Below are 25,682 nucleotides of genomic sequence, written 5' to 3'. Positions count from 1 at the left end.
ATCACCCCGTTATCCCTTCTTTCTTATAAACATTCATCAAGCTATCGGCCCGGTACCTACGTCCCTCCTTTAAAAAGGCATAGTATGGCGCTACGAGTTTAGCGGCAGATGACAAAGGGTATTTATCCAGCAGATAGCTGTAAGCGTCTTTAAAATAATCGCTTAAATTGTTTTTATCGTCCATAACCCAGGTGTTATCGGTTCCCTGGAGCAGTGCCTGCAAGTAACTTTTTTGGTTAATGGCAGCATCGGCAATGCTTATAAAACCGGGGTTGTCCTTAACAAATTGCTCCCACCATATTTCCCTGTCTACCAACTGCTTTGCGCTTATAATTATCGAAGCATCCTCCACGTAAATAGCCTTATTCTCCTTATTTAATTGCTCCAGGTACACCTTCATAACCGGCGAAACAGCATCATAAAACCACCTGGCTATAAAATCCCTGTCTTGCCCCACATAGGTATCCCCTTCTTCCATAATAATTGTAAAACCGTTATCGTTTAATTGCTTAAGGTATTTTGCAACTTTTACCGGCAGTTTGCCTGGCTTTACTTTACCTATGAGTATAGTATCGCTTCGGTCGGCACGGTTAAAATGGGTATCATCAAGACTATTATTCAGTTTATCGTAGTATGCGCTAAAAATCAAAAAAGCGGTGTCGCAAGTGGCAGGCGCTTGTCCTTTAAATAAATCTGCATACCTTCTCGCGGCCTTTGTGGCATTTTCCGGATCGGTTAAATTTAAAGATTTAATAAATACCACATACTGATTAAACAAGGGGTTTGTATATTGCGGCTTATTCGTGGTTTTAGTTTTAGCCGGCTTATTAGCCTTAACAGCATGTTTCGTTTCTGCCGAAGGTTGCTTTTTATGTGAACAAGCGCACAACACAATTAAACACATACACAGGAGTACACAGTTTTTCATGGCAGAATGGAAGTATCTTGCATAAATATGAGCAATTTGTTTGGAAACAGAAAGCGCAACGATAAGTCGATGACTCCGCTATGTGCAACGCAAGTGTATCATATATCAAAACTTTTAGCGCCGAAAGGCCTCCATCATCCAGGACATCTTATACTATGAAAATATCTACATTATCTTTTTGTGCTTTATTGATCACGCTGTTTTCTGCCTGTCATTCGGTTATAACCGATGGCACCAGTGGCAACCAGGAACAAAGCAATATGCACAGCACCTATGACGATAGCACCTTAAACGATAAGATATTGCCTGTAATGATGCCGTACAACAGGCTAATTGATCCGGCCGGTAAAGTGGTGCGCTTTGGCGACCCGAATTTTGAAAACCATAGCCTTGATATCAAACTGATCCCGGGAACCTCGGTTTTAGCCGTTGAAGACCGGTACGGCATTACCCTCATAGATTCTGTTGGCAGCAAGGTTATAGCACAATGGACTTATACCCAGGATAAACGATACAACGGCCTGATGAGCACCTATTCGGGCTTAAAGGTTCATAAAAATGGCTCAGAAACACAGATTTTCTGGAGCGCCGCCAATGGCGATTCGCATAAATCATTTGTGATGCAAGCCGTATGGGACGGGCAAAATATCAGTATCAAAAATGCATTTGAATTCAAACCCGCTGCGCCATCGCCGTTGGCCTTGCCCAATGAACTGGTTATTAACAATGAAGCCGGTACCGATTATTTATATGTGGCTTTAAACGGCAACAACCAGCTTGTAAAAATCAATCTAAGCACCGGCCAAACCATTTATACCAAACCAACCGGGGTAGCGCCTTATGGCCTTGCGCTTGTTGGGCAACGCCTGTTCATTACCAACTGGGGCGGTGCCGAACCTGCCGATACAACCAGCAGGGAAACCGCGGGCGTACCTTATGGCAAAACCTACATCGACCCAAAAACAGGCGCAACAAGTACCGGGAGCGTACAGGCATTTGATATTGCAAGCGGGAATGCATTGAAAGAAATTTCCGTTGGCCTGCATCCTAATGTTATCATAACCGATAAAAGCAACAACTTTTTATATGTTGCCAATGCCAACAGTGATAACGTATCCGTAATAAACGCAGCAACTTTTAAGGTGATTGAAACCATCCCGGTAAGGTTGATGCAGGATAAAAATGGCTACATAGGCGATTCGCCAAACGCACTTGCGCTCAGTAACGACGGTAACACATTGTACGTTGCCAACGGGCTTGATAATGCGGTTGCGGTAGTTCAGCTTGGGTCAGTTTCATCAGCTAATGGCAAGGGTAAAACAACTGTTAAAGGTTTTATCCCTACCGAGGCTTATCCAGGCGGCTTACTGGTTGTTGACAACACCCTTTTTGTAACCAACCTGGAAGGCGAAGGATCAAGGGTAAGCACCAAAGAGTTTAAAGCCGGGCCTCAGGTGCCTGATGATGTTACCGCTTATAACTCGCACCACGAAAAGGCTACGGTATCTATCATCCCCTTACCTGATGATGAGTTATTAAAAACATATACCAATCGGGTTAAAACGCTTAACCTTACCTTCAGGCAGGATATAGCACAACTGGTGCCACGTAAAAACATCGCCCCTAAGCCAATGCCTTATCGTATTGGCGAACCATCGGTATTTAAGCACGTATTATACATTATCAAAGAAAACCGCACTTATGACCAGGTTTTAGGCGATTTGCCACAAGGTAAAGGCATGCCCTCGTTGTGTATTTATGGCGATAGCATCACCCCCAACCAGCATAAACTGGCCAAAGATTTTGTATTGCTTGATAATTACTATGCATCCGGCAAATGCTCGGCCGAAGGGCACCAATGGACTGATGCCGCCATGGTGACCGACTACGTAGAAAAAAACGTGCGCGCCTGGTTCCGCAGCTACCCGCACGTGCAGGAAGACGCGTTGGTGTACGACAAGAAAGGTTTTATATGGAATAACGCCGCCGACCACGGTAAAAAAGTACGGATCTACGGCGAGGCATCGGCACCGCATTATGATGAAAAATTAAGCTGGACGGATATGTACAATAATTATAAAGCCGGCATCCCGCTTAAGTTTTATAACACCAGTACCATATCAAGGGTGAGGCCCATGCTATCGCAAAACTACCCCGGATCGGACGAGTTAAAAATAACCGACCAGATACGGGCCTCGGCTTTTATCAACGAGTTAAAGGGCTATGAAAAACAAGCCGGCGATGAACTGCCCGAACTGATGGTAATGGCGCTATCAACCGATCATACGCAAGGTACCCGGCCAGGCCTTCCTAAACCGGAAGCAATGGTGGCCGATAACGACCTTGCCCTTGGCCGCATTATTGAAGCCGTATCCAAAAGCCGTTTCTGGAAAAACACCGTGATATTTGTTACCGAGGATGACTCGCAAGCCGGGTGGGACCACGTATCTGCTTACCGTACAACCGGTTTTGTTGTAAGTCCGTACAGTCAATTGCAAAAAACCGTATCAACCAATTATAACCAAACTTGCGTTGTACGGTCGATAGAACAAATATTGGGCATCCCGCCGATGAATATTATTGATGCAACAGCTTTGCCCATGTTTGGCTGCTTTAGCGACAGGCCAACTGCCTACACTTACAACGCTGTGCCAAACCGTATCCCGCTAAATAATATCAACCCTAAACTTGCCGCGCTTAAGGGGCAGGCTTTATATTTTGCCAAAGCATCATCAAAGCCAGAGTTTGACCATATTGATGGCGGTAACGACGACATGCTGAACCGCATTTTATGGTACGCCGCAAAAGGTAAAAAAACTTACCCCACAAAATTAGCGGGCAAAGCCGGCAAGGATGATGATGACGATTAATGAGGCCCTGGAGATGCCCCCCCCCCTCTTTCTTGATAAAGCGCGGAAAATTGGCGCATTGATAGCTGTATCGAATGCGGTGGGGCCGACAGGAAAAACGGGGCCGAGGAGCATAAAGACGATAGTTATATACGTGGTAGCTGGCTGTAGGCTGACTTATTTTCCCGACCAATTGCCCCGCCGGTTCACAGCTCGCCCAATAAAAACTGTGCAAAAAATTAAATTTCGAAATTGATACCTTGTTTTTGAAGCTGGAAATATTTTTCCTGGTTAAAACGGAACAGGTTTCCTGGCCTGCCCGCTCCCTCAAGCACTTGTTTTTCTGTTGTTTCTTCCAGGAAACCAAACTTGACGACTTTCTTCTTGAAGTTACGCCGGTCCATCTCTCTATCCAACACGGCCATATAGAGTTTTTCCAATTCGGAGAAGGGAAATTTTTCTTCCAGCAGCTCGAAGCCTACCGGTTGGTAAAGGATTTTGTTTTTGAGGCGATCATGTGCCGCGCCAATAATCGTATTATGATCAAACGCCAGTTGAGGGACTTTTTTTATATTGAACCAGGCCACCTCGGCGGCGTCGGTATCAGCCTTAATCTCGAATGCATCCGGTTTAACCAAGCCATAGTAAGTGATGGAGATAACCCTGTTACGCGGGTCGCGACCCGGATTGCCAAAACTATATAGCTGTTCCAGGTAGGTGATGCTGATGCCGGTTTCTTCTTTTAATTCGCGTTGTACGGCATCCTCTAATGATTCATGGTTGCCCACCAGGCCGCCGGGCAATGCCCATTTATTTTTAAAAGGATTGATGTTGCGTTTAATCAGCAACACGGATAGGCCTTCTTTGGAGGTATATCCAAATACTACGGCATCAACGGCTACTTTAATATCCTGGGTGGTGGGCATATTGCAAAGTTATCAATATGCGGAAAATTTACGCAAATTATTAGCGATGGTTATTTGTCTGAACTCGGATTAAGCAGATTAAAGGAATTACAGGATTTTTTTCTTAAACCAATTGATCCTTCTGCAAATCAAAATCCCAAAAATCAGATAAATCTGTTTAATCCGAGTTCAGACAATTGCATTAAGGATCGACGCGGATACCGGCCAATGTGGCTAAGGCCTGTGCAGTATGAGCATAGAGCCTGGCCGCAGGCAACGCCCACATTAGTATCAAGTAGTAAGACTGCTGCATTGGTTTTTAAGCCCGAAAGTCTTTTGTCCGAATGTCAAATCTTGATACTTGATACTTACTACTTACTACTTACTACTTACCACTATCCTTCATACAACTCCAATGGCAAGCCATCCGGGTCTGCGAAGAAGGTAAAGCATTTACCGGTAAGTTCATCCACCCGGATAGGTTCTACCTCTACCCCCAATTCCTGCAGATGTAATACGGCCTCGTCAAGGTTATCCACCTCAAAGGCTAAGTGGCGCAGGCCGGCAGCTTCAGGATGCGACGGACGTGGGGCTGGGTGTGGAAATGAAAAAAGCTCAATCTGGTAGCGGTCGCCCACTTCCAGATCAAGCTTGTATGATTGCCGTGCTTCGCGGTAAACCTCGCGCACTATTTTTAAACCAAGTATCTCGCTGTAAAAATGTTTCGACTTTTGGTAGTCGCTACAAATAATGGCGATGTGGTGTACCCGGTTCAGTTTCAGCATTATTCGCCTAATATTGAATGTAACACATTGCTGTGTACCATTTTAACATCGGTAACGTGGCCAAATAGTTCGCCATCTACATTCAGGAAACCGTTATTTACAGTACCCAGCAGGCTAAACTCCGTTTCGCTGGTGGCCATAAACTCTACAAAACGTTCCTGCTCTTCTGGTGCTACGGTTACCACTATCCTGCCTTGCGCCTCGCCAAAAAGGAAAGCATCTTTACGGATAGCCGCATCCGTTTCGATATCAAAGCCCAGGCCGTTTGGCATGGCGGACTCTAACAAGCAAGTATATAAACCACCATCGGCCACATCATGGCAGCTTTCAAGCACGCGGTGTTTAATGAGTTCTTTAATGGTTTGCTGCGTAGCATACTCTTTTTCGATATCGAAATACGGGGCCGGGCATGCGGTAATTTTATGCCATGAGGCCAGGTATTGCGATGAAGCGATATCATTTACCGATTCGCCTATCAGGTAAATCAGGTCGCCTGGTTGTTTAAAATCGGCGGTCATGATATTTTCGGTATCTTCCATTACGCCCAGCATACCAATAGTTGGTGTTGGGAATACCGAACCGCCATCGGCAGATTGATTGTAGAAACTTACGTTACCACCGGTAACAGGGGTTTCAAACTTGCGGCAGGCATCGCCCATACCTTTAATGGCGCTTACAAACTGCCAGTATACTTCGGGATTATAAGGGTTACCAAAGTTTAAGCAGTTGGTAATAGCAACAGGCTCGCCACCGGCGCAGGTAATGTTACGTGCGGCTTCGGCAACGGCTATCGCTGTACCCGTGTAAGGGTCGGCGTATACGTAGCGCGAATTACAGTCTGTTGTTAATACAATGGCCTTGTTGGTATCCTTAACGGCTACAACGGCTGCATCGCAGGCCAGGTTGGCTGTCATGGTTTGTACACCTACCATGCTATCGTACTGGTCGGTTACCCAACGTTTTGATGCCAGGTTAGGGTGTGCAGAAAGATGCTCGGCAACCTCAACCAAATTGGCGGGCTCGGCAACATCATCAATATTAAATTTCTTGTTTTCGGCAAAATAAGCGGGCTCGCGGTATTCGCGTTCGTAAACAGGGGCGCCGCCGCCTAAAACCAGGTCATCGGCAGGTACATCGGCTACTTTTTCGCCGTGCATGTAGTACTCTAAACGCTGGGTATCGGTAACCTCGCCTATGATGGCGCAGTTAAGGTCCCATTTATCAAATACGGCTTCCACCTCTTTTTCACGGCCTTTATGTACCACAATCAGCATGCGCTCCTGTGATTCAGAAAGCAGGATTTCGTAAGGCTTCATGTTTGGCTGGCGGGTAGGTACCAAATCCAGGTCGATACGCATACCATGCTCGCCTTTGGCACTCATTTCGGAGTTGGAGCAAATGATACCGGCAGCGCCCATATCCTGCATACCAACCACGGCGCCGGTTTTAATAACTTCTAAGGTAGCCTCTAACAACAGTTTTTCCTGGAAAGGATCGCCTACCTGTACGGCAGGCAAATCGTTCACCGAATCTTTGCTGATATCCTTCGACGCGAAGGCCGCGCCATGGATACCATCTTTACCTGTGGCCGAACCTACAATATAAACAGGGTTACCCACGCCGTATGATGTTGCCGAAACGGTTTCGCCCGCCTTAACAATACCTGCCGACATGGCGTTTACCAACGGGTTAACGTTGTAGCAATCGTCAAAAAACAATTCGCCGCCAACGGTAGGGATGCCAAAGGCGTTTCCGTAATGGCTGATGCCTTTTACCACACCCTTAACCAGCCACTGGGTTTTCTCCAGCTTAAGGTCGCCAAAGCGCAGGGAATTTAGCTGGGCAATGGGCCTTGCACCCATGGTAAATATATCGCGGTTAATACCGCCCACGCCGGTTGCAGCACCCTGGTAAGGTTCAAGCGCCGACGGGTGGTTATGTGATTCTATTTTGAAAGCGCAGCCAATGCCATCGCCAAGGTCAACCAGGCCGGCGTTTTCTTCACCTGCTTTGGCCAGCATACGGTCGCTGTCTTTAGGCAGGGTTTTTAGCCAGGTGATGGAGTTTTTGTACGAGCAGTGTTCGCTCCACATTACCGCAAAGATGGATAGTTCGGTAAAGTTGGGCACGCGCCCTAATATCTCTTTAATACGTTCAAATTCTTCGGGTAGTAAGCCTAAATCTTTGGCGGTTTCAACGGTGGTTAATTCCTGGTGCTCCAAGGTAATATTGTTTTATTTTGAAAGGATGCGCAAAATTAGGAAAAAAAGCGGAAAGGCGAAAGGTAGTATTGAGATGGAAAAAAGTCCGAAAGTCCGGGAGTCCGAAAGTCGGGAAAGAGGAATGCCATCTGACAACTGACCGATCGGACTTCCGGACTTTTCTCCCGTCTTGATACTTGATACTAACTACCCGCTGCTAAAAAGCGTTGGTTGTTTAATAAAAGAAGCGTATACACATACCCTCTTTAAAAGAAACTCACAGGAAATGGAATTTGCAGTTAGAAAGCTGAGGGACAGAAAAAAACACGCAAATGCTGAGTTTACCCCCTTACAATGCTGATTAAGCCAGTCATTATATTGCACATTGCCATCTACCTTAGCCTCACATTATAAACCAACCAAAACTTCCTGGTTCTGATTATCAACTATTGCGTACTAACCAATTCCGTAGCCTATGCTTTGACGGCTTTACGGGATATATGCCAAATATGCTTGCTAACCAACCAATTATAAACCAAAAAAACCAAATGAAAAAAACCTTAATTTTCTTATGTTCCATTTCTGTTTTTTGTAGTTGTACAAAAAACACTGCCGACCTGACACCAGCGAACTCATTGGCAAATGCCAAACCAACAAGTTCGGCAACCACAATGGCGGTTGGAGCTGCCTCCATAGCCGGTGTAAACTGGGCCGATGGCCGCGATAACTTTGTGGATGGCTGGGTTATCCCATCCGGTTTAACCGCTTCCGACAGTTACAGCACGGTTAATGCAAAAGCCAATTCAATATTATCGGGCTTTCAAACCAACATGCCGGGCGTCAATACAGTAAGGTTACCTATTAATTATCCCAGTGTATCCCAGTCGTGGTGGAGCGCTTATACCGGTGCCATAGATGCAGCCCTTAACAAAGGAATGAAAGTAATTATATGTTGCTGGGATAGCGCATCGGCCAACGACGGATTGATAGATAACATGACCAATTTTTGGGCCATGTGGCAAACTGTAGTTAATAAATATGGCAGCAACAGTAACGTTTATTTCGAGGTGTTTAATGAACCGCACGGCTACAGTTTATCCAGTTTAACAACCATCTATGCGCAGTGGCTGGCTAATTATCCCAGCGTTGCAAAAGGCAGGGTGTTGCTAAGCGGTACTGGCTATTCAGACAACGTAACCGGGGTTGGCGCCGACAGCCGCTTTACCAGCTGCCTGCTTTCATTGCATAACTATGCTTATTGGTCAACACACTCTACCGCTGGATGGCAAACCGACTGGCAAAACAGATATGGCAGTTATGGTTCAAGGACTGTAGTTACCGAATTTGGGGCAACAATGAACAGTGGTAAAGATTACCAGAATGGTTCACAATCCGACAATGAGATTGCTTACATCGTAGGATCGAGTAATGTATTCCGGAACAATGGTATTGCCAGCGTTTACTGGCCTGGCCTGAGAGACAATGATAGTTACAGCATCCAAACAAGAGGCGGAAGCGGCAACAACATCACCCTCACCACTGTCAATTCTTCCGGCGTCTTCCGCGTTCGTTACGGTTGGGGACTAAACTAACCGTTTTTACAATTTACCTTTAATATATATTCAAGAATATCGTTAGCAAGACAACCAATAAGGCCGCCTCATATGCAATTATGAGGCGGTTTTTTATTTCGGGCTCTTCAATACCTACTTGAAAAGAAACTCTAAAGCCGTCTGCCATGTATAAAACTATGTAGATTGGGCTTAATTTCCGGTAACTGCTTCATTAAAGTACTTTTCAATTTCGTTCACCGCATTTTCAAGTCCTTTTTCATTCCTTATTTGCCCGCCAATAGCTGCCGCATTGTTCCTTACTTCATTGATTTGAATTTTTGATAGCGCCGAAATCAGCTTATCGGCATCGAGTTTTTTAACCGGGATATGCACCCCGAATTTCATCCGTTCGGCTATTTTGCCCCAGGTTGGCTGGTCGGTGTAAAACGAAATAATAATTACCGGCAAATTGCTACGCAGCATAGCTGCCAGCGTACCCGCGCCGCCGTGAAACACCCCAGCTTTGCATTTTGGTAATACAGCCCCGTGGTTTACATATTTTGCTACAAACAGGTTTTTATGCACCGGCAAGTTTTCAAAAAGCGACCAGCCTGTACAAAACAAAACCCGCTCATTGGTTTTATTTAAAATGGTGTTTAAAATGTTTATAAACTTTTCGGTATTGCCAACACCGTTACTGCCAAAGCCAATGTATATGGGTTTATCACCTTGCTGTAACCAATCATTTAATGTGGCCGGGGTTTCGTCCCTAAACTGGCCTGGTATTTTTTCTTCAGGAACAGTTAAAAAACCGGTTATTTTATGGTTATCATCCCAATCTTTAGGTTGCGGAATCAGGCTGGGGCTTAAGCAATATAAGTCGAGTGGCTGTTGCTTGCCAATATAGTCTATAAGGTTTACTTTTAAAATGGGCAGGCCTAATTCTTGTCTGAATTCGTTGGTCTCTTTCTTTACAAACTTCCAGAAAAACAGGTGCGCCAGCTTATAGGTAAGTTTATTATACCAGGGAAAATTCAGGAAATCAAAATCGCCCAAGGGGAATTCAGCTGTAGGTACAACCGGCGGCATAAAATAGGTCAGCGCAATTTTTTTATGTTGTTTTTCTGCAATCGCGCTGGTAATGGGCAGCGTTGCTGCATTGGCTATAATAAAATCTACCTGGTTAATTCCTTCTATACAGCTTTTGCGTAAAGGCCCCCTTATTTCATGAAGCGCTTTAAAAAAGTACTTCATCAGCTTAATCGCATTCTCTGTTTTTAGTACACTTTGCCCCTCCGGCGAATTCATCATTTCCTCGGCATTTCCATACAGCGGATGAAAGGCAAGGCCATAGCCCTCCACCAATTCCTTAAAATTTCCTGGCGCCGCAATAATTACCCGGTGCCTTTTGTTGATAAGCCCTAAAGCCAAAGCAATATAGGGCTGTATATCGCCCCGTGTTCCGTAAGTAAAAATCCCTATGTTCAATTGTGGTTGGTTTATTTACAAATAAACTGATACAAAAGGAATTGTTTTAGTAATTGGTAAAAAATTAATGGGTGATATGAAGTAATCAATAGGCCTGGAATGAGGACGCTAACTTCTCCCCCAGCGGGGGAATAGCTTTGTAGCAAAAAAGCAAAAATGAAGCTCCGTGCCAGAGGTACGGAACCTTAATAACATTGCGGGAACGGCGCACTGCCAAGAAACCGTTTCTACACCCTGCAAATCATTTTTGACTTTTAACTTTTGAATTTTGACTTTAACAATGGCGTTCCCTGCGGGCCGGGCTTTCTGCTCATACGCCTGCAGGCATTACGCTCATTGGCCGGTATCCGCGCCAATCCCTAACGCTTTTGTCTGAATCAGAATTTTCAGAATTAAAGAATTAACAGAATGAAAATTGAATACTTCCGCTGGCTTTTTCCATTTTAGCGTCTTGTGCGTTTGGAGTGGGCGGCTGACTTGTGATATGGGACATTTTAGCGCAAGTCTTGTGCGTTTGGATGTGGGTGGCTGACTTGTGATATAAAGAGCTGATATCGGTAATAACAATAGTATTTTCAGGCATGATCCAGGTCGGCCTCAACACTTGGGTCAAGGTAGTTTACGCCAAAATTGATCAGGATTTCAGCAAAATCCCATTTTTTCATTCCGCACATTTCGGCAGCCTGGCTTAATGATAGTTTGCCAGCCTCGTACAATTTGGCTGCAATCAAACGCACGGTTTCATCATGCGCTTTTTCCAGCGCATCAGGAACCTGTATTGTAATCGTAGTCATACTATAAAGATAAGCATTATTCAAATTAAAACGTAACATGTTTTATCAGAAGCAGGTTCCGTCCCCCCTCAAACAACGGCGCGGATTACTGGTAAAGCATAAGACCGATTTCCTGGCTCAAAAACCCCGTTTCGGTTAAAAATATTAACCGCCAGTGGTGTACCACCCCGTACCAGGGTGTACCAGGGCGTACCACCCCGTACCAGGGCGTGTCATCCCGTATCAGGGTGTGTCACCTTGTACCGGTACAGTACACTTTAACGCTAAAACTGCCTCATTCCAGAAAAGTTCGCCAACACTATCCTTTATCAATCTCGCTAACCCTTATCGAAAGTATCCCAAATGCAAAGGTAAGCGATACGAAAATCAGTTGGTATATTAGTAAAAACAGCAGCATGCTATAGTTTAACATGGCCGATGACGACGACTGGATAACCGTGCGTACATCGTCACGGCCCCACTCCCTTATTAAGTTGGCTTTACTGCCTGTTTCCTGCAGCCCCTGCCTAAGTTCGCCCTGGGGCCATACCGGGAAAAACACGGGCTTCGAATCCTTATACCCCACAACATACTGGTTAAAAAGGAACAGGTAAAAAAACAATGTAAGCCCAAATGTTACTATCGAAACGATAGCTAAAAGATTGATAGTTTTTACAGAAAGGGATTTGAAATAGCCGGAGTTGAACCTCAATATTAAAAGCGTAAATACGCCAAAGGATTCTATAATGCCACAAAACAGGTATTTTGAACTATCGGGCGGTACCCCTATATTGCTTAAAAGCACCCCCAAACCCGGAATGGTTGCAAACACTCCCGAACCGGCTTTTAAAATAGTTTTCCATTTATTCATTTTGAAAATCTACAGTGACTTTTTGAGTTGGTTCAATATCCATCGGCCTGGTATAGTGCGTACGGGTAAGGAATTTATTGCCCAGCTTAAATACCACTGTATAAACAGTTTCATCAATGGTTACAGCTGTATTTGTTTGATCGCTATCCACCATGTAATCACTCAACAAACCGATATGATCTTGCCACGTGGTGTTTTCAAATTTGCTCTTCCAAATTCTGTGCGGTATTAAATATACGCTGGCTTTTTGCGGTTGGGATTGCAGCGTTAGTTTTATCCGCATATTAATACCGCCATATTTAACAACCTGCGTCTCGCGCCCCCACCAAACAGCCCAGCAAGTGAGCATCTTATGCTGATCATAAATTTTTCGGGGGATGCGCACCTTAATTAAATAACCAACAGAATCTTTATCTATTACCGTTGCCAAATCATACCAGTTTATTTCGGGGGTATTATATGTAAGGGCAAAGCCTTGAAGCGTGCCTGCAGCTTTTATCTTAGATGTAGGGTTTACGTGTAAAAAGGCCGTTATAACCGAATCTTTTTTAAGCGTGCTATCGGGCGAGTTAACCCATTTACTATAAATTGAATCTAACTGACCGGCATAAAAACGAAGACTATCAGTTTGCGAAAAACCCTTTAAGCTACATGAGCATAAAGACCAAAAGGATAGCAGCTTTTTTTAAAACACATTGCAAAGTCATACTAACAGGCTTAAGAGGGCACAGATTGACTGGCATTTTAAAACGGAGAAATTAAAATACCGGCAACTTATAACAGACTGAATATTAAACTAATATAGTGAATAAAAAGAATATGTGCAACCCATTTTTCCGCAGGTGCTTTAATTTCGGCCGGCACAGGATAATCTTGCCGGGGGGATATCAGTATAAAGTGTAAAACATCATTTACAATAGTTTACATTTCATTTACAATAGTTTACAATTTGCGATACAATAACTTTATTTTAAAGAAATTCATTTACCTGAAATTTAAATAAGCTTTACATTTAAATAAGTTTTTTCAAGTAGCAAATTAAGGTTGTAACTCGCATCGACATGACCATCGGCTCGCTTATCTACACAATACTGCCAATATTTGGGATGATCATCATTTTGCTATGCATGGCTATGTACCGATGGGGAAACCAGGCAAAACTGATAGAAAAGCAACACTTTGGGGGCTATGGCCTGCAACTCGATATTTCGGTGATAACGTTATTTATATTAATTGCGGTACTCTCCATCGCTGTTAGTGTTTTCTTTTATTATAAATCAACAGACAGCAAATTAACAGCTTATGAAACAATGATTAAAAGAATGCAGCTGGACAGTATAAATACTAAACAAAACACCTACGAAACCATCACCATTTTAAAATCAAATTTTTTCTGCTACCGGTTTAAATTAAAGGACCTTCCAAACGGCATGCCCCCGGAGGTATCTTCATTAAAATTTACTTTTTACAAAAACTATAATGACATTCAAAATGGCGTTGAGCTGCCTGTTAAACCGTCGGGACAAGGTTATAAAGTCACTTTTTATTATACTAACGAAGATTTTCAGGATGCCTACCCTAAAGTAGTGCTGGAAGATACGAAAACAAAAAAAAGATGGGTGTCGCCTACATTTAACCCAATAACTCCTACTGTTGAACTGATCCCCGAAAATTGATTGCGCCATGAAAATTGTATCAATTTTGTTTCTCCTATTATTAACCTTGCCCGAATGTTGGGGACAATCCCGGCCTGAACATTTTGACAATGAGTACAAAGAATATAGTAATAACAGAACCGATTATAAAAGCTGGAAGGTTTTTGTAATAGGCAACCCGCAATTTATAAATTCAATAAAACAAATTGATTATACGCTGGATGGTACTTATGGGCAGCAACATATTGTGGTAATAAACAACAGTGATAATCCTTTTTTTACGATGTGTAATAAAGGCTGGGGAGAGATTTATATAAAAATAAGAATCAGCTACAATAACGGCTTAGCAGATACATTTGAATCGTACCGGGTAGATTTAACGTCGCCTAATAAGCGAAATATAAATTTAATTTGTAATGACAGGTAAATTCTGCACTTGAGTGCCGCCCCCCAAGATTTGTACACCAGTATGTTTTTATATGGTTATAAAACGCAAACTCCCGGATGGAGTTAAACATGGGGAATTGGGTATTTATTACGCTGCATGGTGTTTACTTATCAACGGGGTATCCCCATAGTTATAACAACCTCAGCGAAAATACTTTGCAGTAGCTGGGAGAGCATAGAGACCACAAGATTCGCGGTCAATCTCGCTATTTCGGAGCAAGGTCGCCGTACCAATAAGCAGCTGTTACACCGCCATCCATCAAAATGTCGCTGCCGGTAATGAAGGCTCCGTCTTGCCCCATAAGCAAAGCGCCTACGTTTCCAACCTCGTCGGGAGTCCCGGCTCTTCCTACAGCGGAGATATCGATCATTTTGCGATAACCTTCGCCGCGGGGGCCGCTTAGTTCATCCTTAGCCAGTGGCGTAATAATAATTCCGGGGCTAATCGCGTTGATCCGCGCACCACGTTTGCCCCAAGTAACAGCTTCGGCCATTACGCGCAGAGAATTCCCTCTTTTGGATAATTGGTAAGCATGTAATGAATCTTTAACCTGGGCAGGCTGTAAAAAATCTAAAGAAAGCAATTCGTCCGCAGGTGTGGTTGCCAACGCCTTATCCTGTTCAGGAGTTAATGCTGGCAAGCGGTGCCCCGACTGGGAAGCGATAACTACGCCGGATCCGCCGCTGGCTATCACTTTGCCAAATTCTTCCAATACGACAGCGTTGCCATAAAGATCGACATGCAGTATCGTTGAAGGCGATGCCTGTGACGGCGAAACACCGGCGGCTTGTATCAATCCGGTTATGCTGCCGATTGATGTCGCTTTTTCAACCAACGCCTGGATAGACATACGCGACGAAATATCGACCGTTGTGGCGCTTACCTCAAAACCTGCCTCGCTCAACACTTTGGCGGCAGCATCTCCATTCTCTTGCTTCAAATCGGCCAGCAAAATATGCTTTCCGGCACTAACCCTGCGTGCAATAGCCTGCCCTATGGAGCCTGCGCCAATTACTACAATTACACTCTTCATAAATATATGCTTGTTTATGTTAATTATTACGACACAAAAATCCTACCTTTTTTATTGAATGTTATACGAATCATCCTCTCCGGCTTCTAACCACCTCCATTTGTTAACGTTGATCCATTGCTTGCTGGCGTACGGCAATGGGTTACAATGCAGGCGCGCTATATATGCCATATGCATGTTTTTCCCAAACCTTTAAAGGGACAAGTTTTTCATGCTCAAAATCGTCGTAATAAATGGCATAAGTACCTGCATTCACCCTAAACCTATAGTGGGCAAACAAATGATCATTAGCATCGTCGCACACCGAAACTTTGTAATACTTTTTGCTTAAAGTAGGCGTGCTTTCTATATAAGCTTTTAACGTCCGCTTCTCTTTAGTATGTTCTGCCATATACTTCCTGGCCCTTATAATCTCAGGTAACGAGTTTATCAGTTTTAAAACCTTCTTTTCATGCTTACTTGTGCCGATAGCGTCCTGGGCTTCTACCCCGGTTATAAACAACGTTAAAATGAAAAGGGATACCAGTAAACGTTTCATCAATATTTTTTGATTAAAAATAGCTTTTTGTTTCAGTATGTGATGAGAATTTTGATTCCCGGACATGGAAATCCCTTTTACACTTCTTCATCTACAAACGGTTAACCTTTAAACGATAATACACTTCCAAGCTGCCTCGTAGAGGCTACCTGTTTGTAGAAAATAAATAGTGAACCCTTTTTTTGCTCCTTAAGAGTTACATTTCTTCAGGGTCAACTTTTAAAAGTGATTTCCCTGAATTCCCGGCGCGTCGTTTTTATTTTGCGTGAATTTCACCCCCGCTTTTTACAGCTTCGCCCTTTTTACACTTTGCCTCTACCCCTAAAAAAACATCTTTGCATCATATAAACAGGTATAAAGCTTAATAAGCCTGGAAAATGGAACAGGAACCCCACATACCGCCGGTTCGCATCCCTTTTTCGGAAGTTTAGCGCTATTTGTAAAACTCAGGCCTTGTTTTAAGGCTATGCATCTGAAAAAAGGTTTAACATTTAACAACCAGCCGATGAAAGCGATCCAAAAAATGAAAAACATTTTATTTAAAACCATGCTGCTGCTTGTGATATTGCCGGCGTGTTCAAAAAGCGGTAACACTACCAAGACCCCGCCGCCAGATGACGACCTGCAGGGGCCTATTTCCCGGCCGGCATCAGGATACGGCGCTGATGGCTCCTACCAGGTTGCCGAAATCAGTTTCGCCAATCCCGAATACTCGGGCACCAGTGTAACCATCTTTTACCCGGCCGGTATCAGCACGCCCAGGCCAACCATATTTTACTCGCACCCCTATGGCGGCGAAAATAAGGAATACAACCGCGGGCTGTTTGAATTCATTGCCAAAAAAGGCTATGTAGTGGTGTTTGTTCCGTATGCAACAAACGATATCAGTGTCGATCATCGTTACTATACCCTGTGGGCTGGCTTTACCAAAGCAGCGGCAGATTACCCTAATATTATAGATACCAAAAAAGTGGGCTTTATGGGGCATTCCTTCGGCGGCGGAGCCTCCATAGGCCTGGGCTATAAAGCTTTTACCCAAAACGGTTGGGGACAAAACGGGCGTTTGCTGTTTACGATGGCGCCCTGGTACAGCTACCAGATTACCCAGGCCCAATTGCAAAGCTTTCCGGCCAATACTAAAATGATAAGCCAGGTTTATGATGAAGATGTGATTAACGACCACCGGCTGGCCATCGATATTTTTAAAAACATCAATATAGCCAATAGTGAAAAGGATTTCTATTACCTCAAACCATCTACAGTTGCCGGTTACAATTATACCACGTACCACACGCTGCCCAATTCAAGAAACGCGTATGATGCTTATGATTACTATGGGGTATACAGGCTACTGGATGCGCTGATTGATTACAGTTTTAACGGCAGCACTGCCGGCAAAAACGTGGCGTTGGGCAATGGCTCAGCCGAACAGGTAACCATGCCGGGATATAATGATCAATTTATGGTCCCGCTTGAGGTTACCGATAACCCCAGCCCCAAATACAGCCAAAGTAAATATGAGTTCTCTTGCGGAAGCCCAACCAACCCAAGAAGCATTAACTGTAATTAGCAGACAAACACCAAAAACACCATACCCTCAAAAAAACTAAAATCAATATATTATCAACTACAATAAAATCACTATGAAAACAAAATCGTTATTCGCCATGCTCTCTGTTTCACTGCTTGTATTTGCCTGTAAGCCAAAAAACGGCACCGGTGAAGCTAATGGCAAAACTGATAGTGCAGTTAAACAAGATACCCCGAAAGAGACTGTGGCCCATGCCGATGCGCCGGCCGGTAACAGCCCCAAAACGTACACCATATCGTTTACGCCCGATAGCGCCCTACTTGGCAAACAAAAAGAAGCAAGCATAAAAATAAGCCCGGTAAGCGCGACCGACCTAAGCGACCCCGACGGCAAATCGGAAGGAATTGAAATGACATTTAAGATTACGATTACCAATAAAAATAAAATTGGCAGCAGCAGCGTTGGTGTTTCACCGTCGGATTTTCGGTTGGTGCTTGATAATAATACCTCCATATCGCAAACATCCGGAGGTTATGTTTCTGCCGAGGCCGAATCGACAAAAGAATCAAACGAGATAACTTACCGTTTGCCAACCGGCACTAAACCCAAAACATTGAATTTGTTTTATGACGAAACAAGGGCAGCGGTAGGTGTGAGTTTAAAGTAACACGGGCGTTATAAATGCGCATGCTTTTAATATCGAACACTGAAAGTAATTTTCGGTGTTGGACATTCGAAATTCGGTGTTCGATATTATTGGTGCTTCGTTTTTGGGATAGGGTTGCAAAAGCCAAAGAGTTTTTACGCAAACTCCCTCTTCCAGACAATTTAACAAAGAAAGAAGCATCCATAAAAACGATAAAGAAAAGAAGTTGGCTCAAAAGCACATCCTACCTTTTAAAAACGGTTTCAGGTTTTTACTAAACCAATCCGGACTATCATCATGAATAATAAATTGGTTGGTTTCTTTCTCGTAGTTAGCCACCAATATCAATTCACCATGATTATTTGAATCCAGCAAAACCAATTCATCAATCATATAAAAATTGCCCTTCAATAAGGGAATTGTATTGGCGTACATCTCACGGATAACTTCGGGCTTTACCAGGTGCCGGCCACTTTCATACCGTTCCTTAGCTCTTGTCAGGCATAAATTTATATCGTCGGTAAAAAACAATATTACGTGAAGTTTATTTTCGTGCCGGAAGTTTTTTATTGAAAGTATATATTGATATTGATGGCTATATCCAAGATTTAGCTCGAGTGCAAAATCCTCGTTCCGAATCAGTTTTTGACGTATTGTGTTTCTCACACGATGAATAGAATATTCGTTATAGTCGACATATCCTTGTGCTTTGTATTTAAAGCGCATTTCATCCTCGTTCAAAATATCCAATTCAGGATCAATAAACTCATCACCGCTGGTGCTTTTGCCTATCCCTGGCGGACCAGCAATAATATAAATAGCCGACATTTATCTTAAAACCTTGGTGCTCCCATCGGCATACTCCGCTATAAAATCCCCTCCTTTTTTATAAACCATAGGTTGGCCTATTGAAAAAAGATAAGCTTTTGCTCCCTTTTGCATACTGCTAAGCCACTCCCCGCGCTCGGCAGGAGTCATCAACCAGGGCTTCTTTGTCATTTTGCCCTTTTTAACCATTAATTCTAAAGGAATATCCTGCTCCATCGCAAATTCAGTATATTCAAAAATACAAAATAACCCGATAGGTTTTTGTATTTTTTTATAACTCTGATATCTAATGACCTGCCAGTAAAACCCCTCCCTGTTGTCCTTGCGTACATTGCCACCACGCCCCCCCAAGGACGAAATTAAAAAAAAGCCGAAGCTCCTCCCCCTAAAAATCGGGGTTAATACTAAACTTAATGCCGTACTGGTTTACGCCGGGATGGTCGAGGTAGTTGAAGCGTTTGATAACATCAACCCGCAGCAATTTAAATATATTGCCTATACCAACACCGGCCTCGACGTAAGGAGTGCTACCCAGGGGGTAGGTGCCGTTGGCGTTGCCCAGTGCCGGGGGCAGGTTATACAGGTTGGCAGAGTACAGCGGATTGTTTTCATTACGTAAACCGCCATATATGGCTTTAAACGAAATAAATTCGCGCCATTTAAGGTGTTCTATCAAAGGTATCTTATTCAGGAAAAAGCCGTTGAAGGCATGGGTTATATTAATACCGGCGTAATGGTCGGTCACAAATTCCAGGTAATTCATGTTGTTATAACCATCGGGATTGTACCTTAACGACTGATTGGCCGATGGAATATTGAGCAAAGGAAACGGCACTTTACCTGTAATAAGGGCACCCAACAGCGTGACATCCGTGTAACCTAATTGCGAAAGGTAAAAGCGCTTATAAATATTTGCCGATATGTTATTGTAATCATAAGCCCCATTGAGCAGGCCGGCAAAGCCATGGTTAATTTGTAAGTTAAAAATTGGGTATTTGCTATAAATGGTATGGCGTTCGCGCGGGCCTTGTATTATTTGCTCGTGGGGCGCATACCGCAGGCCCAGGGCAACTTCGCTGGTTGTGAGGCTATTGATTAAGCTATTGTCGTTATTTGATTGAAACAACAACGTTCCGGCGGGTCGCTGGTTCCAGTTGCGAAAGGCCAGGTTGTACGAGAAATGATTTTCGAAATCCTTAACATAGGCCACCGTAAAAATGCGGTTATACAGCCAGTAATTGGTGGTACCGGTATGAAACGATGTAAGCGCGGCCTGTTGGCTACTTACGGCAAAGCTTTGCCCCGGCAAATCGACATCATACCGGTAGCTTATTTTAAAATAGTCGTTAGGGTAAACGTATGGTGCTGTTTTATTTAAAGAAAAATAGGTTACCAAATTGTATTTGGCTTTTTCATCTTTTATGCCGTAAGCTGTATAGCCTTCCAGAAAAATGAACCTGCTGAGTTGCGGCGTTGTGCGCCCGCCCACCTGGAAACGGGCCCCCTCCTGGTTATCATATGCAAAAAAAGATCCTATTGGCCCCAGCTGAGTAGGCCCCACAGCTGCAAACCCGCTGGTAAGGGTTCCTGCTATCCAGGTTAGTTTTTTAAAAGATGGCATACCCTCCAGCCGGTTGATATTTGCGTATAGGTGCGCTTGCTGGGCGGTAAGGCTATCGGTGCGGTGCTGCGCCCAGTAAACGGTATCGGGCTTGTTTGAATTTTCCGCAGTTTGCTCGCTTTTACCTTCGTAAAACAACGCTGTCTGCGGCTGATTTAGCTTGTAGTTATCATAACTCACGGTACGCCGGCCATATACGGCGGTGCCTTTATTTTTCAGGATGCCAAAGTCGGCCACCACATCACTCTTTTTAAGGTAATAGCGTCCATCGGCGTGCGGTTCAAAATCAAGATTGATTTTGAGGCTGCGCATAAAGTTGATATTAATTTGCTTGTTAACATTCAGTTCGCATGATTCTACGGCGTAACGCCCATCCATCGTGATCAGGATACGGCCTTCAAAAAGGAGATCGCCTTTATTGCGTGGCATAAAGCTGAGCTCGATAAGTTTGCCTTTTTCGGTTTGGATGGTGTCGGTAATAAAAAATTTGTAATACTGCGGCGAATGGTTGGCAATGGGGCTCAGGAACTGGTTGGCAATTATAAATATATTATTTTCGTAAATATCAATATTATTGCCGTACAGGCGGTTAAAGTAAATAGCCAGCCCAACAGTATCAGTAAATTTTATAATATTAACTTCTTTTTGGGCAGTTAAAACCCTAATGGATTTGGGCGGGCTTTTACGGTAATAGTTTTGAAATAGCTTCTCGCTAAAATAAACCGGCAGGGAAGTTTCCTTTTGCCCGTTTATTTGCAGTGTAGTATCAATCATGAACTTATACTTGCCAAAAAACTTGCCATTGATAAGCTTTGGCGACAGGTGAAAAAGAGACATGCCGATGCGCTCGTACTGGTCATACTGTAGGTAATCGGAGCTTTCCATCCGGTTTTGATCCTTATGGTCTATCACCTGCTGAATGAGTTCGACCGCGGGATTGTCCTTATTGCGGTAACGCTGCTTTCTACCCGATTTAATGGCCACCTCCTTTAGCTCGGTTTGGCGGCTGTGCATCCGTATTTGCAAATTGGTGGCCTGTCCCGGCTTTACAGCCCTGGTAACCGACTGATAACCCACGTACGAAAACGTAACCAGGGTAAAAGCGCCCGGCGCCTTTAGCAGAAAATTACCCTGTTGATTGGAGGTGGTACCAAAACTACTGCCATTAAAAGCAATGCTAATGTAAGCCAGTGGCAAACCCGAAGCATCATCCACAATGCGGCCACTTACTGTAGTAGTACGGCTTACTTTCGCGGTATCTGTTTGCTGTGCAGCCGCGTGTAACGAAAATAAAAGAAAAAAAATCAAGCCACCTTTAATTGGCTTACCGGTAACCAGGCTCCCAAAAAAATGGCCTATGCGCTGTGGCAGCAAAATTAGCTTAATGGCAGGGTTACAAAAAGTTAGTAGCAAAAAAGTAAATAGCAAATTAAACAATTTAACGTTAAGAACAGGTTTGAAGTATTTATGTTTCCACATAATTATTAAAATAGGCGCTCCTCCATCAGGCCAAACGCTACCAATCTGGCGTTTATCAACTTGATTTTTCTTTACCTTGCAGCTTCTCTTTAAATTTTTGGTCTTCTTTATCCTTTTTTTCCTGCGCCTTTTTCAGCGCTTCGGCCTTTTCTTTTTGTTCGTTTTGGGTAAGCGGCTGATTTTTTGCCTTTTCGTCGGCCTTTCCTATGCCGGCACAGCCTTTAAGACCGCCGAGCAGGGTAAGCCAGATGGTTTTAAAGTAAGGAAAGTTTTTGGGCCGAATAAAAGCGACATCGGCCACGCGGGGTATAGTTTTGTCGTTATCGGGGTTATCGCTTTTAAGTATCAGTGCATTTGCCAATAGCGATTTGATTCCTTTTGTGGCGTAACCTTTTTGTTCGTCGGGTTTCAGCACATCAACCTTTAGGTTGTTATATAAAAGTGTAACCTTGCCCGTAGATAAATGCTGATTGCCGTGGATATTAAAGTCAAGACTGGTTACACTGCCGGATGTAAAGCGCACCAACCCAAGCGGCATTACAGCGGTATTAACATCGGCCAGTTCCATGGCGCCCATGTGGCCTTTGTAGCTGTAACTATAGCCGGCATCGGCAAGGTTAAAGCCAAAGCTTAGGTTTAACCTGCCCGTGCCCATAAACAATGTGCTAAGGCTTACAGTAGCCAGGGGCTGTTTTTGCAACAGGGCTGTTTTATTGGTAAGGTTAAGAAACCTGCCTGTTACAGCGTTAAACTTTACGGTACCGGTTTTGTGCGATTTATCTTTCTTGAATTCGCTGTAATTTACATCAAGGTTTTTAATATCAAGGGTATCAATCTGCAGCCCCATTTTTAACCGGCGAATAGCCCAGTTAGGAAAAGTGACTAACCTATCGGCAGTTTTAAGCGGCCCGTTGGGGTTGCTGAACATGCTGAACTCGCCCCTGCTTAGCACCATTCGGTTTACATCCAAACTTTGGCCCCGGCTATAGTTCCGGTAGTTAAAATGGTGCAGTATAATGGCATCCAGGTGCAGGCCAAAACGGTCGGTTCGGCTTTTGGCCAGGTATTCACTCAGGGCAAGCGGCTGTACATCTACCCCGGCAATATCAAGCCGCGAGGTTTTGGTGGACAGCTTCATTGAATTTATTTTATAGGTATACAGCCCGTTTGCCGATTTACCCGTATAATGCTTAAGACGGGCAACAATATCACGGCAATAAAGCGTTCGGGTGGTATCTGCCTGCGTTGTGGAATCAATAAGAAGGCCGGTAGCGTGTATATCCACCTCTTTTAATACATGGACGGATGGCTTCGGGCCCGATTTATCCCGGTAGGTAAAGCTGATACCGCCCAGGCGGATATCGTCTACATGGATCAGCTTAAAACTTGCAGAAATCTTTTGATAAAGGGTGCGCTTGTCTGCAGGCTTTTTGGGCTGATGCTTATATTCGTTTTTGCTGATGTATATTTCTGGATTGTTGAGGTCGATCAATGCTACTTCTATCTTTTTATGCAGCCAGATATCTAAGGGATGCGCGTCCGAAACTTCCAGTCGCTTTACTTTTAGTTCCAGTAAATGACCGGGGGCATTGCCAGACTGTTGCAGCCTGTGGGATATAGCGGTATCGGGGGTAAAGGTGATATCGTGCAATACGGCGCTGCCATTAAATACGTTCAGATCAAGTTTGCTAAAATTTACCCGGTACAGGCTGTCGGTGCCTTTAAGCACAGCCTCTTTAAATTTCGACGAGAGGGTTCTGCTTAAAAAACTATTTAAAAAAAGCACCACCGCGATCAGGATAACGGCCAATATGGCCACACCTATTGTCGCTGTTTTTCGCCACCTATTTTTAAAAAACCAAGCCGTCATAATTCATTTGTTTTTGCATTCAGCAACCACAACGGCGGCTTTTACTGCTTGTTTAACAAGAGAATGGAGAAATTGATTTTATAAATTCAAAAGTTAATAGTCAAAATTGATTTACGTAAACGATAGAAAACGATGCCACGACCAAAGCCCAAAAAAAAGCCCGCTCCTTTGCAGGAACGGGCTTTACAAATGATTATATAGAGTATTAAACTATTTTAACATTTACTGCATTTGGGCCTTTACGACCTTCTTCTACGTCATAGCTAACTGAGTTATTCTCGCGAATGTTGTCAATTAAACCAGATGAGTGTACGAAAATTTCGCTTCCGCCATTTGCCGGGGTAATAAATCCGAAACCTTTTTCGTCATTAAAAAATTTTACTGTTCCTTGTTGCATTATATTGTATATTAATAAGTTGCAAACATACACTAAATAATTGACATTTTTACTATTGGTAAAATAGTTTAATTTTTGGTAAAAAATAAGCTTTATTAAAAAACAGGCAATTAATCTTTGTCTTTATGGCCATGCCCCTTGCCGTGTCCATTACCATGGTCATCATCGCCCCCTTCATTCTTTTGCTTCTTATATTTTTGCTTGTCCCAACCCTTGTGCTTTCCATTATCCCAATGGTCACGATATTTTTCGTCACGGCTATCGCGGATAATAACCTGGTCATGACGGCCCTTGTAAGTGGCGTACTTTGTACGGTAAACGTTGTTCCTTAACCACGGGTCCCTTTCGTTTATTACAACTTTGTAGCTTTGATAAGGATCAAAATTACCGTATCTGCCGGGTAGTACACTTGCCTTTATCCAGGCATTGTTTTGGTAGTAAACATACTGATGTGTTGGCACGGAGTAATATACATCAATATCGGGCATATAATAGTAACGGGCATAATCGTAACCAACGGGCCCCCATGCTGGCTGACTTCCGATGTTGATACCAAGACTTACACTTACCTGGGCATCGGCTGCCTTAAAGCTAAAAAAGCTTAACAGTGCCATTACGGCGAAAATTATTTTTTTCATATAAAGTTAATTTGTAAGTACGACAATGTATTATCAAAAAGGTTTGATTAACGCATTTATTACTTTATTAAAATGCGTGGTTTCCGCAATTCAAAGCTGATAAAATTCCATTCCTTAAAATTATCTTACCTCAAATCCAACTTTTCTGTATCTTCTGTTATTTTTACAACATGAACACTCTCCGTATCACCCGCACCACCAGCAACAATCCCGATTTCCGCACGCTGGTAACCCAACTTGATGCTGATTTGCGCAACCGAAATGGCGACATGATGGACATTTACGACCAGCACAACGTGATCGAAAAAAATGATACCGTGGTGGTAGCTTATCTTAATAATCAACCTGCCGGGTGCGGCTGCTTTAAATTATACGATGCTGACGCGGTGGAAGTAAAACGGATGTTTGTACACCCCAACGCACGCGGCAATGGTATAAGCAAATTGATTTTAAATGAACTGGAAACCTGGGCGCATAGCTTAGGCTACAAATACACCGTGCTTGAAACCGGCAAAAAGCAAGTGGAGGCGTTGAGTTTGTATCCAAAATCAGGCTACTTACCCATTCCTCAATATGGGCCATATGTTGATTTGCCGGATAGCATCTGCTTCCGGAAGGTGTTGTAGTTACTAATATTCTTCCCCT

23 protein-coding genes are annotated in these 25,682 nt (G+C 43.6%); 7 read left to right on the top strand and 16 right to left on the bottom strand.

Annotation, left to right across the window (positions count from 1 at the left end):
• Position 1: 1 nt before the first annotated feature.
• The gene (locus tag PQ469_RS08035) at positions 2–778 is read right to left on the bottom strand and encodes a hypothetical protein (RefSeq protein ID WP_274212485.1); all 777 of its coding nucleotides are present in this window, start codon (positions 776–778) and stop codon (positions 2–4) included.
• Positions 779–1,083: 305 nt separating this feature from the next.
• Here PQ469_RS08035 and PQ469_RS08030 point away from each other — a divergent pair, with 305 nt between their 5' ends.
• The gene (locus PQ469_RS08030; RefSeq protein ID WP_274212484.1) at positions 1,084–3,798 is read left to right on the top strand and encodes a bifunctional YncE family protein/alkaline phosphatase family protein; all 2,715 of its coding nucleotides are present in this window, start codon (positions 1,084–1,086) and stop codon (positions 3,796–3,798) included.
• Between the two features lie 218 nt (positions 3,799–4,016).
• On the opposite strand, the gene PQ469_RS08025 is transcribed toward PQ469_RS08030, so the two are convergent.
• From PQ469_RS08025 to purL, 3 genes are all read right to left on the bottom strand, one after another.
• Entirely contained in the window at positions 4,017–4,703 is a 687-nt protein-coding gene (locus tag PQ469_RS08025) for an NUDIX hydrolase (protein WP_274212483.1), read from the bottom strand.
• 374 nt (positions 4,704–5,077) lie between these two features.
• The gene (gene gloA2, locus PQ469_RS08020; RefSeq protein WP_274212481.1) at positions 5,078–5,467 is read right to left on the bottom strand and encodes an SMU1112c/YaeR family gloxylase I-like metalloprotein; all 390 of its coding nucleotides are present in this window, start codon (positions 5,465–5,467) and stop codon (positions 5,078–5,080) included.
• Complete coding sequence (gene purL, locus PQ469_RS08015; RefSeq protein ID WP_274212480.1) at positions 5,467–7,689, bottom strand: phosphoribosylformylglycinamidine synthase subunit PurL; 2,223 nt, start codon at positions 7,687–7,689, stop codon at positions 5,467–5,469. The genes gloA2 and purL overlap by 1 nt, the downstream gene beginning before the upstream one ends.
• A gap of 527 nt (positions 7,690–8,216) precedes the next feature.
• On the opposite strand from purL, the gene PQ469_RS08010 reads away from it, so the two are divergent.
• Positions 8,217–9,260 carry a cellulase family glycosylhydrolase gene (locus PQ469_RS08010; RefSeq protein WP_274212479.1) on the top strand — a complete coding sequence of 348 codons (1,044 nt, stop codon included), beginning with the start codon at positions 8,217–8,219 and terminating at the stop codon, positions 9,258–9,260.
• 171 nt (positions 9,261–9,431) lie between these two features.
• Here PQ469_RS08010 and PQ469_RS08005 read toward each other — a convergent pair whose 3' ends face one another.
• The 4 genes from PQ469_RS08005 to PQ469_RS07990 all read right to left on the bottom strand — a co-directional run bounded on the left by PQ469_RS08005 (position 9,432) and on the right by PQ469_RS07990 (position 12,783).
• Complete coding sequence (locus PQ469_RS08005; protein WP_274212477.1) at positions 9,432–10,709, bottom strand: glycosyltransferase; 1,278 nt, start codon at positions 10,707–10,709, stop codon at positions 9,432–9,434.
• Positions 10,710–11,284: 575 nt separating this feature from the next.
• Positions 11,285–11,503: a UPF0175 family protein gene (locus tag PQ469_RS08000; RefSeq protein WP_274212476.1), complete on the bottom strand. Its 219-nt coding sequence runs from the start codon at positions 11,501–11,503 to the stop codon at positions 11,285–11,287.
• Between the two features lie 298 nt (positions 11,504–11,801).
• The gene (locus tag PQ469_RS07995; protein ID WP_274212474.1) at positions 11,802–12,353 is read right to left on the bottom strand and encodes a hypothetical protein; all 552 of its coding nucleotides are present in this window, start codon (positions 12,351–12,353) and stop codon (positions 11,802–11,804) included.
• Complete coding sequence (locus PQ469_RS07990) at positions 12,346–12,783, bottom strand: hypothetical protein (RefSeq protein WP_274212472.1); 438 nt, start codon at positions 12,781–12,783, stop codon at positions 12,346–12,348. The genes PQ469_RS07995 and PQ469_RS07990 overlap by 8 nt, the downstream gene beginning before the upstream one ends.
• A gap of 631 nt (positions 12,784–13,414) precedes the next feature.
• Here PQ469_RS07990 and PQ469_RS07985 point away from each other — a divergent pair.
• A complete protein-coding gene (locus PQ469_RS07985; protein WP_274212471.1) occupies positions 13,415–14,029 on the top strand; it encodes a hypothetical protein in 615 nt (204 codons plus the stop codon).
• A gap of 7 nt (positions 14,030–14,036) precedes the next feature.
• Positions 14,037–14,435, top strand: coding sequence for a pYEATS domain-containing protein (locus PQ469_RS07980; protein WP_274212470.1), 399 nt, complete (start codon positions 14,037–14,039; stop codon positions 14,433–14,435).
• Between the two features lie 226 nt (positions 14,436–14,661).
• On the opposite strand, the gene PQ469_RS07975 is transcribed toward PQ469_RS07980, so the two are convergent.
• Positions 14,662–15,489, bottom strand: coding sequence for an SDR family oxidoreductase (locus PQ469_RS07975; RefSeq protein WP_274212469.1), 828 nt, complete (start codon positions 15,487–15,489; stop codon positions 14,662–14,664).
• 142 nt (positions 15,490–15,631) lie between these two features.
• Positions 15,632–16,027, bottom strand: coding sequence for a hypothetical protein (locus tag PQ469_RS07970; RefSeq protein ID WP_274212468.1), 396 nt, complete (start codon positions 16,025–16,027; stop codon positions 15,632–15,634).
• 505 nt (positions 16,028–16,532) lie between these two features.
• On the opposite strand from PQ469_RS07970, the gene PQ469_RS07965 reads away from it, so the two are divergent.
• Both PQ469_RS07965 and PQ469_RS07960 read left to right on the top strand, forming a co-directional pair.
• Positions 16,533–17,597 (top strand): alpha/beta hydrolase family protein, encoded by a 1,065-nt coding sequence (locus PQ469_RS07965; protein ID WP_274212467.1) that lies wholly within the window; start codon positions 16,533–16,535, stop codon positions 17,595–17,597.
• Positions 17,598–17,670: 73 nt separating this feature from the next.
• Positions 17,671–18,225 (top strand): hypothetical protein, encoded by a 555-nt coding sequence (locus PQ469_RS07960; protein ID WP_274212466.1) that lies wholly within the window; start codon positions 17,671–17,673, stop codon positions 18,223–18,225.
• Positions 18,226–18,435: 210 nt separating this feature from the next.
• Here PQ469_RS07960 and PQ469_RS07955 read toward each other — a convergent pair whose 3' ends face one another.
• The 6 genes from PQ469_RS07955 to PQ469_RS07930 all read right to left on the bottom strand — a co-directional run bounded on the left by PQ469_RS07955 (position 18,436) and on the right by PQ469_RS07930 (position 25,037).
• Positions 18,436–19,032, bottom strand: coding sequence for a hypothetical protein (locus tag PQ469_RS07955; RefSeq protein ID WP_274212465.1), 597 nt, complete (start codon positions 19,030–19,032; stop codon positions 18,436–18,438).
• Entirely contained in the window at positions 19,033–19,203 is a 171-nt protein-coding gene (locus PQ469_RS07950) for a hypothetical protein (RefSeq protein WP_274212464.1), read from the bottom strand.
• Positions 19,204–19,417: 214 nt separating this feature from the next.
• Positions 19,418–22,132 (bottom strand): DUF5686 and carboxypeptidase-like regulatory domain-containing protein, encoded by a 2,715-nt coding sequence (locus PQ469_RS07945; RefSeq protein WP_274212463.1) that lies wholly within the window; start codon positions 22,130–22,132, stop codon positions 19,418–19,420.
• A 55-nt stretch (positions 22,133–22,187) separates the two neighbouring features.
• On the bottom strand, positions 22,188–24,002 hold the full coding sequence (locus PQ469_RS07940; RefSeq protein ID WP_274212462.1) for a cell envelope integrity TolA family protein: 1,815 nt from the start codon (positions 24,000–24,002) through the stop codon (positions 22,188–22,190).
• A gap of 205 nt (positions 24,003–24,207) precedes the next feature.
• Positions 24,208–24,399, bottom strand: coding sequence for a cold-shock protein (locus PQ469_RS07935; protein WP_090648758.1), 192 nt, complete (start codon positions 24,397–24,399; stop codon positions 24,208–24,210).
• A gap of 110 nt (positions 24,400–24,509) precedes the next feature.
• Positions 24,510–25,037 carry a hypothetical protein gene (locus tag PQ469_RS07930; RefSeq protein WP_090648753.1) on the bottom strand — a complete coding sequence of 176 codons (528 nt, stop codon included), beginning with the start codon at positions 25,035–25,037 and terminating at the stop codon, positions 24,510–24,512.
• A 170-nt stretch (positions 25,038–25,207) separates the two neighbouring features.
• On the opposite strand from PQ469_RS07930, the gene PQ469_RS07925 reads away from it, so the two are divergent.
• Entirely contained in the window at positions 25,208–25,663 is a 456-nt protein-coding gene (locus PQ469_RS07925; protein WP_090648749.1) for a GNAT family N-acetyltransferase, read from the top strand.
• Positions 25,664–25,682: the final 19 nt, after the last annotated feature.

Source organism: Mucilaginibacter sp. KACC 22773 (genome assembly GCF_028736215.1).
In the GTDB taxonomy this organism is placed as follows: Bacteria; Bacteroidota; Bacteroidia; order Sphingobacteriales; family Sphingobacteriaceae; genus Mucilaginibacter.
Note: the sequence above shows the minus strand (reverse complement) of the source record. Positions and strands in the feature narration are given on the sequence as shown.